The following is a 13,924-nucleotide window of genomic DNA, read 5'->3' on the forward strand; positions in this document are numbered from 1 at the left end:
AATTAAACGATCAAAATCGTCTCAAATGTTTATAAAAAAATGCTAGAAATATTTTTTTTTATAGTAGGTTTGCAGACTTAATACGAATATGCTGACATCAGAACAACTAAAGACACTTTTATCCGAACCTAAAAGAATTGTAATCACGACGCACTATAAGCCAGATGGCGATGCGCTTGGTTCTTCATTAGGTCTATTTTATTGGCTGAAAGCCCATAAACATGATGTAAGCCTTATCGTTCCTTCCGACTTTCCGGCCTTTTTAGACTGGCTTCCAGGTCTGGAACATGTGCGCATCTATACCAGAGAGGTGCAAGAAAATCAACAATTAATTGCTGATGCAGAAATCATCTTTTGCTTAGATTTCAATGGCCTTGGCCGTATCCACGACATGGCAGTTCCTGTAGAAAAAGCAACCGGTCTTAAATGCATGATCGATCATCATTTGGAACCACAAGGTTTTCATGATTATGCTTACTGGGACCCCAAAGCTGCTGCAACAGCACAATTGATTTTTAGATTTATCACAGAGGAAATGCAGGATGAAGAAAACATCTCTGCGGATATGGCGACTTGCTTATATACTGGTATTATGACCGATACCGGTTCATTCCGTTTCCGTTCTACAACTTCAGAGATCCACCGCATTATCGCAAGCTTAATTGACTGTGGGGCTCAAAACTGGGCTATCCATGAATCAATTTACAACAGCTCTTCTGAAGGAAGATTAAAATTCTTAGGATATTGCCTACTTAATCGTTTAGAGGTATTCCCAGAGTACAATACCGCTATGATTTATGTCACGCAAGCAGATCTAAAAAGCTTTGAGGTGATCACAGGAGATACTGAAGGACTTGTCAATTATGCCTTATCGATAAAGGGAATTCGTTTAGCTGCATTAATTATTGACAGAACTGAACAAATTAAATTATCTTTGCGCTCAATTGGTGATGTTCCTTGTAATGAAATCTGTAAAATCTATTTCAATGGCGGTGGACATCTCAATGCATCAGGAGGAAATTCGCACGATGATCTACAAACGGTTATCGATACATTTAAATCTGCATTACCAAATTATAAAGAAATATTAACAAAATAAAGATAGCAATTAAACTGAAATGAAGAAATCAATTCTATTATTGGCGTCAGCAGGATTCTTATTCACTGCTTGCCAAAATTTCAAAAAGGCTGAGGGCGGCCTAGAGTACAAAATCGCTAAAGATGCTGGTGCTGATAAAGCTGTATCTGGTGATTTATTATCAGTAGACATGGTTGTTAAGACTGATAGAGATTCATTATTAAATAGTACTTACGATGCTGGGATTCCACAGATCGTACAATTATATCCAGATAGTATCATCAAACAAAATCCAGGAGATCCAACAGGTTTATTCAAATTTGTAGGTGAAGGTGATAGTTTGGTATTCAAAATCGATTTAGATTCTGTAGCTGCTAAAACACAACAACCAAAACCAGCATTTGCTGACAAATATATCATCTATACGTTGAAAGTTCAAAAACACTTCAAAAAAGGTAAATTGACTGATCAACAATTGGGTGAGCAAGTAACAAAATACTTTGAAGAGCAAACTGCAAAGTTAAAAGGCGCTGAAGCTGGAAAAGTTGAAGCTTACTTAAAAAATAACAAATTGGAACCAAAGAAAACAGCTTCTGGTTTACAATATGTGATTACTAAACAAGGAACAGGTAAAAATGCTGTTGTTGGCGATACGGTAGTTGTTAATTACATTGGTAAATTGACTAACGAAAAAGTATTTGATACGAATCAAGCAGATTTAGCTAAAAAACATAAAGTTTTCAATCCACAAAGACCTTATGAAGCATTACGTTTACATTTAGGTGTGGATGGTGTGATCACAGGTTGGACTGAGGCATTCCAGTTATTGAACAAAGGTTCAAAAGCAACTTTGGTTATTCCTTCAGCATTAGCTTATGGTGAGCGCAATGCAGGACAAATTCCTCCATATGCACCTTTAGTTTTTGATGTAGAAGTTGTTGATATTATTCCTGGAAAAGCACCTGCTGCTGCTCCAACTCCAATTCCAGCTACTACAACTGCACCGGCTACTACAACTACGCCAGTTAAAAAATAAGTAAATAATCTTTTACGTTAAAAGCGCTTATCGGATAACCGATAAGCGCTTTTTTTTATGGAATCATTGTTTTAGGCACTTAGCAGATGATCACAAATGTCTGTGATCGAATAATCAGTAGGGATACTATATTGTTCAATAGATTAAACTAATAAAACCTTATTAATTTAAACATTGAGCAGACAAAATATTAGTTCTAAATAAACCATACTTAAAAAAGATAGCTTATTCGATTTTTACCAAAAAAATCAAAAAAAAACCACAATTAATATATATTCGCAACAAAACATCCCTATTACTTATTAATTTTCAATGCATTGAACATATTTACATCATGATGATAATGGCTAACTTTTATCAGATTAGGTCATATCAACCTAATCTTTTATTTTTACCGTCGCTATAACTATAATCCATGTTATTAACAGATACCCATACCCATATATACTACCACGTCGATAGCAATACATTAGCAGAACAGATGAAACGTTGTTTTGATAACGATATACAGCGCTTATTTCTTCCTAATGTGAATAGCGCATCTATTTCAGCCGTGATGAAGACTGTAGATGCTTATCCTGCAAATTGTTTTCCAATGCTCGGTCTACATCCATGCGATGTAAAAGAAAACTATCAGGAGGAATTAGCGCAGATCTATACCGCATTACAACAGCATCAAGTCTACGCCATTGGGGAAATTGGTCTTGATCTCTACTGGGACAAATCGACCTTAGAAATTCAAAAGGATGCCTTCCGCCAACAGGTGCAATGGGCTAAAGACCTCCATTTACCTATAGATATTCATTGCCGTGAAGCTTTTGACGAACTATTTGAATTGTTGGAGGAGTTGAAAGATGAGAAGCTTTTCGGTGTATTACATTGTTTCACAGGAAACTTTGAACAAGCACAACAGGCGATTGATCTCGGATTTGCATTGGGAATCGGCGGAGTGGTTACCTTCAAAAAAGCTGGCCTGGATGAAGTGGTTAAACAAATTGATCTGAAACATATCGTTTTAGAAACAGATGCCCCTTATTTGGCACCTGTTCCCTTTAGAGGAAAGCAAAACGAAAGCAGCTACTTATACTATATCGCGCAGAAAATCGCAGACCTTAAAGAGGTATCAATAGCAGATGTGGCAGCAATAACAACTGAAAACTCACAAAGAATATTTGGAATCTAAATCATATTATGCGTAACATATTTATCATATACACAGGTGGCACCATCGGAATGGTCAAAGATGAAACCGGAACCTTTGTTCCATTCGACTTTGAATTGATCAAACGTAATCTTCCGGATTTGAGTCGTTTAGACTATAAATTGACGGTACATTCATTTGATCCAATTATTGACTCATCAAACATGAAGCCTGAAATATGGATTGAGATGGCGCAGATTATCAAAGATAATTATGATGAATATGATGGTTTTGTGATTTTACATGGATCAGATACGATGTCCTTTTCGGCATCTGTGCTTAGTTTTATGTTAGAAGGATTGCAAAAGCCCGTTATTTTATCGGGATCCCAATTGCCTATCGGTGAAATTCGTACTGATGCACGTGAGAATATGATGACAGCATTGGAAATCGCTTCTACTAAACATTTTGGCATATCCATGATTCAGGAAGTCTGCATTTTATTTGATAATAAATTATTTAGAGGAAACCGATCATTTAAATATAATTCAGCTAAATTTGAGGCATTCCGATCGCCCAACTACCCTGTTCTTGTAGAAGCGGGCATACACTTACAATATAATCAAGATGCACTCTTAAATAACAGTGGCAAAGAGTTTATTTTGCACACTAAACTAGATGATCGGGTAGCGGTATTAAAACTTTTCCCAGGAATAAGCGCTAGTACAATTAAAGCTGTTCTCAATTCCGATGTTCGCTCCATTGTGATGGAAACTTTCGGTTCAGGTAATACTACGACAGATCAATGGTTCTTGGATCTATTAAAAGAAGCGATCGATAATGGTAAGAACATTCTGAATATATCGCAATGTAAAGTCGGTTCGGTCGAATTGGGAAGATATGAGACCAGCACAGGATTAAAAGCTATTGGTGTGCTCAATGGATACGACATGACATTTGAAGCGGCTGTAACCAAGCTCATGTATCTTCAAGGAGAGCTTGAAGACCAAAAAGAAGTTGCTTATTGGGTCGAAAAAAATATCAGAGGTGAATTGACGGTCAATGACTAGTCATTGCCTGTAAAATTCATCCTAGCTTCTACCCCAGCATGTCATTCGAAGAATGTCAAAAATGGATGATGAGGAAGTAAGAGATCATGATACACAAAAGGCTATCGAATCGAATGATGGATAGCCTTTTGTATTTTTTAATATTTGAATATAGGAAACATTAAATCCTTTTGTATAGAAACTTTTAGATCACTATTTGAGCTGTAAGAGTACTTCGGACACTACAAAATTACTTCCGCCAACAAAGATTAAATCTCCTTTTTGATAGTGCTCCTTAGCAGCTTCAAAAGCCTTTACTACCGGACCATAAGCATTACCTTTTAATCCCAATTGATGTGCTTCCGCTGCCAGTTCCACGGAGGGCATTGCTCTAGGCATATCGGGGTTACTAAAATAATAAATTGCATCTTTTGGTAAGAGTGGCAACATATGCCCCAAATCCTTATCCTTCATTGCTCCTATCACAAAATGCAATTGTCTAAAGCTTGTCTTATCCAAATTCTTTAATACTTCCCTGATTCCATCTTCATTATGCCCAGTATCACAGATAACAAATGGATCTTTTGACAATGTTTGCCAACGTCCTTGAAGTCCCGTAAAGGATTGTACTTTTCGCAAACCATTTTTAACGGATGCAAGCGGCAGATCATACCCTAGCTTACGCATCTGATCAACGATCTGCAAAACACCTAAGATATTTTTCGATTGATAACTTCCTTTTAAATCCAGTTCGTACTGTTCTGTCTGACCTTGCAGGTTGACCACATCAATCTGCAAATAGTCTTCGTTGACTGCTATTATGCTCGATTGCAGTTTTTCAGAAGCAAACTCAAGCGATGCCTGTTCCTGTTCAGCTTTTTTTACAAATACCGGAGCTGTCTCTTCATTGTATTCTGAAACGACAACTGGAGTATCATGTTTGATTATACCTGCTTTTTCAAATGCAATTTCTGCGAGGGTATTTCCAAGCATGTTCATATGGTCAAAGCCGATATTGGTAATCAGGGAGATTAAAGGCTGGATCACATTAGTGGAATCTAATCGTCCACCCAAACCCACTTCGATAATTGCGATATCGACTTGCATTTTTGCAAAATAATCAAATGCCATAGCCACGGTCACTTCAAAAAATGACGGCTGAATTTGTTCGATTAATGCTTGCTGGTTATGGACAAAATCGATCACAAATTGTTCGTCGACCATTTGCCCGTTAATACGGATACGTTCCCTAAAATCCAATAAATGTGGGGAAGTATACAGGGCTGTTTTATACCCTGCTTCTGCAAAAATTGAGGCTAACATATGGGATGATGATCCCTTTCCGTTAGTTCCTGCGATATGGATAGACTTGAATTGATGCTGCGGATTGCCCAAATCATCAAGCAGTGCTAAAGTATTATCTAAATCCTTTTTATATGCCGAAGCTCCATCACGGGTAAACATAGGTAATCGAGCATATAAATACTCGATTACCTCATTATAATTTTGCATTGACAATAAATTTTATCTTAACTTAAAATTGAATACAATTCTACCTGTTTGGGAGTCAGGTGCATTTGCCAATTGATTCAATCGAGCTCCACGAACAGCTCTTTCACATTTTTCCAACAAACCTGGATCCGTAATGGTTGTACCCTTTACACCCGCACGGGCATAGATGATCACTCCAGATTGGTTAACACGGAACTCTACTGCTACCTTTCCTGCCTGCTGTCCATTGTCATCAATCTGAGGTCGCTGTGTAAAGCTTCGGTTTTCAATCGAAAGCATCATATTACCGTTACCAGAACCACCTTCACCATAATTACTCGCTAAAGGATCTCCCAATTTACTTCCTTGGTTACCAGGTACGGAACCTGTCCCGTCACCAGAACCTGTACCATTATTCTTTTTACCTTTATAAAGGGCGTTTGAGTTAACAGTAGGTTTACTATCCTTGACTTCTTTAGTGGTTTCAGGAGCTACTGTTTTGACTGGTTTTGAAGATTTGGTCACTGCAGGTGCATCTTCTACATCTTGTGTTACGACAGCTTTATCTGCGACTTGCTGTGAAGGTGTTGGTGTCGGAATCTCTTCCGGAACGACGCGATCAGGTTTTACATGATTAGCATTGGGATCTACCGAGGGCTCTTCCACACTCATGTAATCGTCACCCATGCCTTCTTCTGCTGTACCATAATTGACAATCATGCCACCCATACCGTATTCATCAGGTGTCTTGGTGCCAAAAATGACAAAGAAACCTATCAATACCAAAATCCCCATAATAGCAGTAGAAATCCCTAGCGCTTTTGGGAAGTTATTTTCCTCATGTTGAAGATGGTAAGCCATGTATTATATCTCCTATCTCTTTAAAAATTAGACTTCAACCTGTTCAAAGGTTTAATGCTCTTTAATCTTTCTTTGGTTCTGTTGCCAAAACAACTTTTATCTTTAATTTGTTGGCAATATCCATTACTGAAATCACATTCTGAATAGGCACACTATTGTCTACATACATCATAATAGTCAATTCCTCTCCCGTTTTCATTTGTGACTGGATTGCAGCTTCTAATGCTTCATAGGGCACAACTGCCTTTTCAACATGATAAGCTAGATCCGATGTAATAGAAACCGTCAATGTTTTTTTCGATACCGACTGCTCTCCTGCGCTAGATTTTGGAAGTAATAACTTCACTACTTGCGGATTGGAGACAGCAGATGCCAACAAAAAGAACAACATCAGAAAGAACATGATGTCATTCAATGCAGAAGTATGTACTTCTGCTGCTGGTTTATTTTTTCTACTTCTTAGATTCATTTTAATAAATTTTAATTGATGAATTAGTGATACGATCCTGCGATTATACGCCAGGTTCATCTAATAAATCAATAAATTCTACTGCATCCGTTTCCATGCGTAAGATCAAACGTTCAACCATCATATTTAAGATATGGTAACCAATGTAAGCTAGGATACCAACCGTCAAACCTGAAGCCGAAGCAACCATTTTCACATAAAGACCACCAGATACCGAACCGATATCAATACCACCAGCCATCTCTACCTCATGGAAAATCGTAATAACTCCAAAAATAGTTCCTACGAAACCAAGCATCGGTGCAATACCAGCGATGATTCCCAGAATATTAATGTTCTTTTCCAATTTAGCCACTTCAAGCTTACCTACGTTTTCAATAGCGCCTTCAATATCTTTGATGGGACGACCTACGCGTAGTAATCCTTTTTGTAACATACGTCCTAATGCAGAATGACTAGAACGGCAAACAGCTAAAGCTGCATCCAATTTTCCTGATAAAACACTTGCTTTTACTTGTGACATCAATGAAACATCATATTTTGCCGCTTTACGAATAGTTAGGAAACGTTCAAAAAAGATAATTAAACCAATAAACAACAATAATAAAATGGGAACCATAATCCATCCCCCCTTCATCATCATTTGAATTAAACTCAAATTCTCTTCTCTGACTACAGGTACCGCCTGTTGTGCTGCGTGATTAATGGTGTCCAAAAGATTGCTGTCGCTCTGAATCAATGACATAATAATGTATATTTTTAAAATTGTTTATATTAGACTATTTCGATATTTTTTCAACCCATGCTCCTGAGAAAGTTTTCGCAACCGTTGCCTGATCACGATCTGCTTCTTCTTTTGTTATATAGGTGTCCCAAATCACGCGTTTTTTATTCCTCTTAAATTTGCTATCCACTGCTCGCACAGTTGTATATCCCTTTTTTCGTAACCTTAAGACCTCTTCTTCTGCCAATGCCATCGTTTTCGGAGTGGCAATGACCAGTTGATAATTGGGCTGTGCTACCGGCACAGACTCTTTGACAACAAGCGTTTCTTTTGTCGCTGCAGGAAGTATTACCGTATCCTGGTTTAACGTGTCAATTAGAGCTGTTGAATCTTGTTTCAATTGCGTACTGTCTATTTTTGCTACTGTATCCACGGGGGCAACAACAACAACAGGAGCAACTGCCGGCTTCTTTCCAAACAGTTGATCTTTTAAAGTTGGATTGAGCATGAAAGCTACGATGACAGATACGACAATAATGATTGCGGCAGAAATATAATACCACATCGTATTGGACTGTGTCGTTCTTTCTTCATACAACACTACGGGCTCTTGCTCCACGGTTTGTTCGTGAGTAAAGACAACAGGTTCTATTTCCACCGGTTCGACAACTGGATCCGGTTGAATTGGGTCTAGTTCTTCAGTAACAATCTCTTCTTCTACTTCTACGGTATCTACCTCTTTCTCCTCTTCAAGCTCATCATCGACACTTTCCTGCTCTTCAACAGGAATCAGAGGAATAATTTCCTCCAATTCACGGTCTGGAATGACAGTTTCTATTTCTGGAACAACAACATGTTTGATCGGTTCAAAATTAAATCCTGATAAATCTAATGGTTTAAAAACTAAACTAGAACCGTAGCTCACGATATGACCTAAGTCTTCCAGTTTTGCTTGTCCATTTTGGATCAGTTGATCTTTTAAATCTGCCACAGCATCTTGCAATACTTGCGTGGCTGCATCCAGGTTTAGATTTTGCTGTTGCTGAATATAATGAATAAAGTTAAACCCATTTTCTGCTGTAGAATCAAATTCCACATAAGAGATAGGTGGTAAAAACAGATCACGCTGTCTATCTAACTGTGCCGCAGAATGCTTTCTTTTGAACACCCCCAAGCCCTTAACGTAAACTTCTGAGTAACGCTTTAATAGATTATTGATGTTTTTACCTAAATTCATTCTTGTTCCTTATTTGCTAACGCAAAGTTATAATCTTCTTGTATTAAAAAGAAAAGTTTATACCACCAATTATATTAAAACCTAGACGTGGGTAGTATTGATAACGCTCGTATTCGGTTCCAAAGATATTATTTGCTTTTACAAATACGCCTAATTGTTTCTTAATCCGATATTCGGCACCGGCATTAAAATCTGCAAAAGAAGGTATCGTCACTTTCGATGGATTTTCAGATCGTACTGTAGCACTTGTATACGTATAGGCTAAAGCTGATGTTTGTCCTTGCGTTGATAACTCGGCATCTACAAAGAATTTATCCGAAATATTAAATCTTGCATTGGCTAAGAAACGGAATTTTGGCAATGACCATGCTTCTTCCGTATCTTTTACTTTGTAATCATCAATATTGATCTTACCCCCTAAGTTAACCAATTGTGAAACACGAACGTTCATCTCTCCCTCTATACCAAAATGAGTTGCTTTACTGGAATAGCCATCGTAAATAACATCAAATTTATAGGGAACAAATCCTTCTCCCAATTCCTCTCTACTATTGATAAATAAAGGAAGTCCTTCGATCTGTTTGTAAAATGCTTTTACTTTATAACCAAAATTTGCGCCTGCATTACCTTTTAGACCTGCATAGATATTTAATTTTTCTAAGGTGTTACGCACTTCAATATTGCTATTCAAGTAAGGGTTTTCTTTTGCAAAACCACGTAATGATCCTTGTTTCACTCCACCGTTTGCTCCTGCAAATAAGTACACATATTCTGGTACTACAGCAAAATCAGCTTCTACTGTTGGGAATACATTAAACCGGCTACTATCACCAAACTCCGACACGAGATTAGCTCCTAGAGTCACATTATAATTATCGCCTTTGAATTTAATATACGGATTAATGGATGCCACATGGTTTTTTGTCGATACCTCAACGTCCTCAACAGAATTAAAGCTTGCGCTTAAATTTGCTCCAACATTAAAGGTGTTGATCTTTTTATTCAGATAACCCGACAGTGCAAATGAATTCTCTTTTGCATTGTACTTATCTTTAAATAGGTAAGCATCCGCTTTTGCCGAGTAACTTACTGCTCCTTCTTTATCCACATCAGTATTACTGGTCAGCTCACCATTAAAATAGATATCATTAAAAGCTTGTGCTTCTGGAGTTGTATTGATTAGATTAGAACTCTGATCAAAGACCTGTCCATAGAAGTTTGTTGCATAACGGTTGTAACCTAAAGTACCATTTAAAGTAAAAGGCTCATAAACACGTCGTCCGAAAATACCGATATCTTGTGTTGCGAACTTTTGTCCTTCAATACTTCCTTTTTGATTCAAATGTTTGGCAAATAATCCAAAACGTGTATTTTCAAACTGATCAACGGCTAAATATGCTTCACCTAGAATCGTGTTATAGTTACCTACGCCAAATTTAACATAGTTACTGGTTTGATCCGCTAGTTGCGAGAAAGGCAGTTCTTTGACGTTCAATTCGCGCAATCCAGTATTGATATCTAGTTTTTTATCTGTGATATTATTATAGGTCAATCTTGGCTGATATTCTCTTTTATTAGTCATATCAGGACTACGACGGATTTTTACCGCATCTGCAAGAATAGGTTTATAATCACGTACGACATCAAAAGAATCGATTGTCACTGGTGTAGCAGGATCAACTTTTTTTGGTGTTTCTTGTGCAAAGGAGTGCATTCCAGCACCCAATAACAAGGTTGCTAATGTATATTTCTTCACTGTTGTATTGTGCAACTTCTTCATTATTCCTATTTCTTTTTGTTCAATTTTTCTAGACGAGCTTTTGCTGTAGGCAAAATATCATCCTTACCATCATAATTTTCAATCACACTCTCTAAAGTAGATTTTGCTTGGAAATTATCTCCTTTTCCGACATAAGCATCAGCCATTAAGATAAAGCTTTTTGCTACCCAGTAATCATAAGAAGAGAATGAATCTGAAACATCAAAAGCTGATTTAATAGCTGCTTCGTATTCCTTGTTTTCATACTGCATCAAAGCAACATTATAGCGTGCCTCTGCACCAATAACTGTACGGCTTTTTAAGGCTGCTAAATTAAATTCTTTCAGAGCTTCTGCACGCTTGCTTTGTTTCAAATATACTTTACCTGCATATAAAGAAGCGTTAGCAATTTCTTCCTCCGATGATATCTCGTAATTCCTTACTGCATTGGAGTAATTCAACGTTTCTTTATAATCACCAATCTCAAAATAGCTCACCATTAAATTGTTGATCGCATAGCTGTAGTTCGATTTGTATTCAGAAGTCAACTCTAATTTTTTGAGCAATTGTGTCGCTTCATTATATTTCTTCTGCTTCAAATACAAGCGTGACACACTGACCAAAGTACGTTCAGTATAAGCACTTGTCCAATCATTCAAGATAATGTTGTAATCGTGTAGAGCCTCATCGATATGACCTAGTGCGGCATTACTTTCTGCACGAATAAAACGAGCATATTTTTCTTGAATTGGTTTAGGGAATTTGTCAAAATAAGCATTGACAGCTTCGATTGCACCTTGATAATTTGATCTTGAGAACAAGGTGGTAGCAGTAGAGAAGGTGCGGCTATCTTGCTCAGATGTAGTTAAATTTCCAATATTGGTACCAGTAGCATATTTGATATAGCCAGTAGCATCACTATTGTCCAAATAAATATTTTCAATAGAACGCATCGCTTGTTTGGCCTCATCTGTAGTCGCATATTGATCAACTACACGTTGGAAGGTCTTTAAAGCGGCTTCGTTATTATCTTGATTATATTGTACTAAACCAATTGTAACCAAAGCACGAGGCACATAACTACTACGTGGATATTTCTCCACCATCGTTTGTAATCCTGAAATAGCTTGATCTGACTGTCCCATCAAGAAATAGGTATAAGGAATCTCGAAGGAAACATCATCTGCATAGTTTGACGATGGGTATTTGGCGATTACAGATTTAAGCGTTGCAATTTTGCCTTCATTATTACCTTGTAGCCCTTGGATAATACCGCGTTGGAATAAAGCATAATCTTGACTTGCTGCTTTTGCATTGATCAATCGATCATACTGCTCCATGGCTTTACCATAATTTTTTGCTGAGAAATACGAATCTCCTAAACGCGCGATAGCATCATTACGGGTATTTAATTCAATTCCTTTGGAACCACCTGTCGCTAAAAAGCGTTCAAAATAATTCGCAGCGGTATTGTAATTACCATTTCTAAATGCGGCATATGCTAATGCATAGTTGGCGTAGTTGTACACATCCGTTTTGCTAGCTGCTGGTAAACGTAAAAATTTATTGAAGTTCGTTACTGCTTCACCATATTTACGCACCTCATACATCGCTTCTGCTTTCCAGTAAGTAGCTAATGCATAAATCTCTTCATCATAACGATTCGCTTCTGAACGCATGAATAAGGAGATCGCATTTTCAAATGCACGCTCATTATAGTATTCCAAACCTCTATAGTACGTTACTTTTTGGTAAGCTACATTTGCTTCTTTTCCTCTTTTCTGAATAGTTTCTAAGATATCAACAGCTTCGCGGTAATTTTTAGTACTCAGCAACACTTCAGCTAACAATGTTTTAGCCTCTTCCTGACGTTTTGAATTTGGATATGTTTTTAAATATTCCTGCGTAGAAGCTAACGCAACTTGGTGGAATTCCAGTTCATAAGAAAGTTTAGCATAATTAAATAAACCTTCTTCTTGCAGATCTTTATCAAAATCTAATTTAGATGCTTTGAAGAATGCATTACGAGCGGCTTGTTTATTACCTTTTTTCAAGAATGAATCACCTAATGTAATCATCGCACTTTGATAATAAGCATCAGGTTCGGTCATTTTCTCCAATTCTGTAATCGCCTTATCATAATCTTTCAACTTATAGGCGATATAACCGATTTGGTAACTATCTTGATTGTTTTGTGTCTTTCCCTGATCTTGTGCTTGAAACTTATCGTAGTAGTTTTTAGATGATTTCAGATCTCCTTTAATAAAATATGTCGCTGCGATAATACGGAACAATTCCGTTTCATTTTCTTGTTTGGTGCGTTGCATAATGGGCAAAGCATAATCCAAAACATCATCATATCGCTTATCTAAGAAATATAAGGCTGTAATATAGTACGGATAACTGGTTTCAAAAGTTTTTGATCCATTCAGACGTTCAAACTCATTCAAAGCAGTCTTATACTCCGCATCTAGATAACATAAGTAAGCATAATAATAAATAGATGCTTCTTGATATTCCGATTTCTGATCTTTTAAAGCTTCAAAAAGTGGTTTTGCAGCCGTATAATTCTTAGTTGTAAAATAAGAATATCCCAATTTAAAACGATACTCTGCACTTTCATTTCCTGCTAAATTTTTACTATCGATCTTGGTAAACCATTCAATTGCTTTTACATAATCTTTCTTTGCATAATACGATTTTCCAATCTGAAAATATGCAGCTTTAGCATTCGCACTTGAAGGATAGTCTTTGATATATTTCAGAAATTGTGCTTCAGCATCTGTTTCTCCAAGCTCAAGAGCACATACCGCTTGATAATAGCGAACATTTTCTTTTAGGAGTGTCAGCTCCTCTGTTTCATCTAATTGTAATGATGATTTGGTACGTAAAGCTTCTACACGATTAAATTGTTCGGAAGCAGAAGTAAACTTACCTCTTTCAAACAATTCCATTCCGGACTTGTATGCTTTGTTGATTTGTTGCCACTCTGTCTGCTGTGCTAAAGCTGGTGTCGCCATCAAACTTAGCGCAAACCCTACCTGGTAAATCTTTTTATACATAATATGTAAAATATTTT

At 37.1% G+C, this 13,924-nt stretch carries 11 protein-coding genes; 4 read left to right on the top strand and 7 right to left on the bottom strand.

Going from position 1 to position 13,924, the window contains the following annotated elements; translation table 11 throughout:
• The first annotated feature begins 88 nt into the window (after window positions 1-88).
• From AC06G9_RS18335 to AC06G9_RS18350, 4 genes are all read left to right on the top strand, one after another.
• Window positions 89-1,099 carry a DHH family phosphoesterase gene (locus tag AC06G9_RS18335; RefSeq protein ID WP_094773302.1) on the top strand — a complete coding sequence of 337 codons (1,011 nt, stop codon included), beginning with the start codon at window positions 89-91 and terminating at the stop codon, window positions 1,097-1,099.
• 19 nt (window positions 1,100-1,118) lie between these two features.
• Window positions 1,119-2,114 (top strand): FKBP-type peptidyl-prolyl cis-trans isomerase, encoded by a 996-nt coding sequence (locus AC06G9_RS18340; RefSeq protein ID WP_045754581.1) that lies wholly within the window; start codon window positions 1,119-1,121, stop codon window positions 2,112-2,114.
• Between the two features lie 415 nt (window positions 2,115-2,529).
• Window positions 2,530-3,297, top strand: coding sequence for a TatD family hydrolase (locus AC06G9_RS18345; protein ID WP_346574695.1), 768 nt, complete (start codon window positions 2,530-2,532; stop codon window positions 3,295-3,297).
• 8 nt (window positions 3,298-3,305) lie between these two features.
• Window positions 3,306-4,325 carry an asparaginase gene (locus tag AC06G9_RS18350; RefSeq protein ID WP_045754579.1) on the top strand — a complete coding sequence of 340 codons (1,020 nt, stop codon included), beginning with the start codon at window positions 3,306-3,308 and terminating at the stop codon, window positions 4,323-4,325.
• Between the two features lie 192 nt (window positions 4,326-4,517).
• On the opposite strand, the gene AC06G9_RS18355 is transcribed toward AC06G9_RS18350, so the two are convergent.
• The 7 genes from AC06G9_RS18355 to AC06G9_RS18385 form a co-directional block, all read right to left on the bottom strand.
• Complete coding sequence (locus AC06G9_RS18355; RefSeq protein ID WP_480956888.1) at window positions 4,518-5,816, bottom strand: bifunctional folylpolyglutamate synthase/dihydrofolate synthase; 1,299 nt, start codon at window positions 5,814-5,816, stop codon at window positions 4,518-4,520.
• Between the two features lie 12 nt (window positions 5,817-5,828).
• Window positions 5,829-6,656, bottom strand: a complete 828-nt coding sequence (locus AC06G9_RS18360) for an energy transducer TonB (RefSeq protein ID WP_045754577.1) — start codon at window positions 6,654-6,656, stop codon at window positions 5,829-5,831.
• Between the two features lie 61 nt (window positions 6,657-6,717).
• Window positions 6,718-7,125 (bottom strand): ExbD/TolR family protein, encoded by a 408-nt coding sequence (locus AC06G9_RS18365; RefSeq protein ID WP_045755600.1) that lies wholly within the window; start codon window positions 7,123-7,125, stop codon window positions 6,718-6,720.
• Window positions 7,126-7,168: 43 nt separating this feature from the next.
• Window positions 7,169-7,870, bottom strand: a complete 702-nt coding sequence (locus AC06G9_RS18370; protein ID WP_045754576.1) for a MotA/TolQ/ExbB proton channel family protein — start codon at window positions 7,868-7,870, stop codon at window positions 7,169-7,171.
• Window positions 7,871-7,904: 34 nt separating this feature from the next.
• Window positions 7,905-9,086 carry an HU domain-containing protein gene (locus AC06G9_RS18375; protein ID WP_293923567.1) on the bottom strand — a complete coding sequence of 394 codons (1,182 nt, stop codon included), beginning with the start codon at window positions 9,084-9,086 and terminating at the stop codon, window positions 7,905-7,907.
• A 43-nt stretch (window positions 9,087-9,129) separates the two neighbouring features.
• Window positions 9,130-10,866 (bottom strand): porin family protein, encoded by a 1,737-nt coding sequence (locus AC06G9_RS18380; protein ID WP_248755681.1) that lies wholly within the window; start codon window positions 10,864-10,866, stop codon window positions 9,130-9,132.
• A gap of 5 nt (window positions 10,867-10,871) precedes the next feature.
• The gene (locus AC06G9_RS18385) at window positions 10,872-13,907 is read right to left on the bottom strand and encodes a tetratricopeptide repeat protein (RefSeq protein ID WP_480956889.1); all 3,036 of its coding nucleotides are present in this window, start codon (window positions 13,905-13,907) and stop codon (window positions 10,872-10,874) included.
• Window positions 13,908-13,924 lie beyond the last annotated feature (17 nt).

This window comes from Sphingobacterium sp. MAE, from assembly GCF_056711605.1.

Bases quoted from the DNA above. Each gene is read 5' to 3' on its own strand.
- AC06G9_RS18335 (WP_094773302.1), top strand. From the start codon at position 89: ATGCTGACATCAGAACAACTAAAGACACTTTTATCCGAACCTAAAAGA.
- AC06G9_RS18340 (WP_045754581.1), top strand. From the start codon at position 1,119: ATGAAGAAATCAATTCTATTATTGGCGTCAGCAGGATTCTTATTCACT.
- AC06G9_RS18345 (WP_346574695.1), top strand. From the start codon at position 2,530: ATGTTATTAACAGATACCCATACCCATATATACTACCACGTCGATAGC.
- AC06G9_RS18350 (WP_045754579.1), top strand. From the start codon at position 3,306: ATGCGTAACATATTTATCATATACACAGGTGGCACCATCGGAATGGTC.
- AC06G9_RS18355 (WP_480956888.1), bottom strand. From the start codon at position 5,816: ATGCAAAATTATAATGAGGTAATCGAGTATTTATATGCTCGATTACCT.
- AC06G9_RS18360 (WP_045754577.1), bottom strand. From the start codon at position 6,656: ATGGCTTACCATCTTCAACATGAGGAAAATAACTTCCCAAAAGCGCTA.
- AC06G9_RS18365 (WP_045755600.1), bottom strand. From the start codon at position 7,125: ATGAATCTAAGAAGTAGAAAAAATAAACCAGCAGCAGAAGTACATACT.
- AC06G9_RS18370 (WP_045754576.1), bottom strand. From the start codon at position 7,870: ATGTCATTGATTCAGAGCGACAGCAATCTTTTGGACACCATTAATCAC.
- AC06G9_RS18375 (WP_293923567.1), bottom strand. From the start codon at position 9,086: ATGAATTTAGGTAAAAACATCAATAATCTATTAAAGCGTTACTCAGAA.
- AC06G9_RS18380 (WP_248755681.1), bottom strand. From the start codon at position 10,866: ATGAAGAAGTTGCACAATACAACAGTGAAGAAATATACATTAGCAACC.
- AC06G9_RS18385 (WP_480956889.1), bottom strand. From the start codon at position 13,907: ATGTATAAAAAGATTTACCAGGTAGGGTTTGCGCTAAGTTTGATGGCG.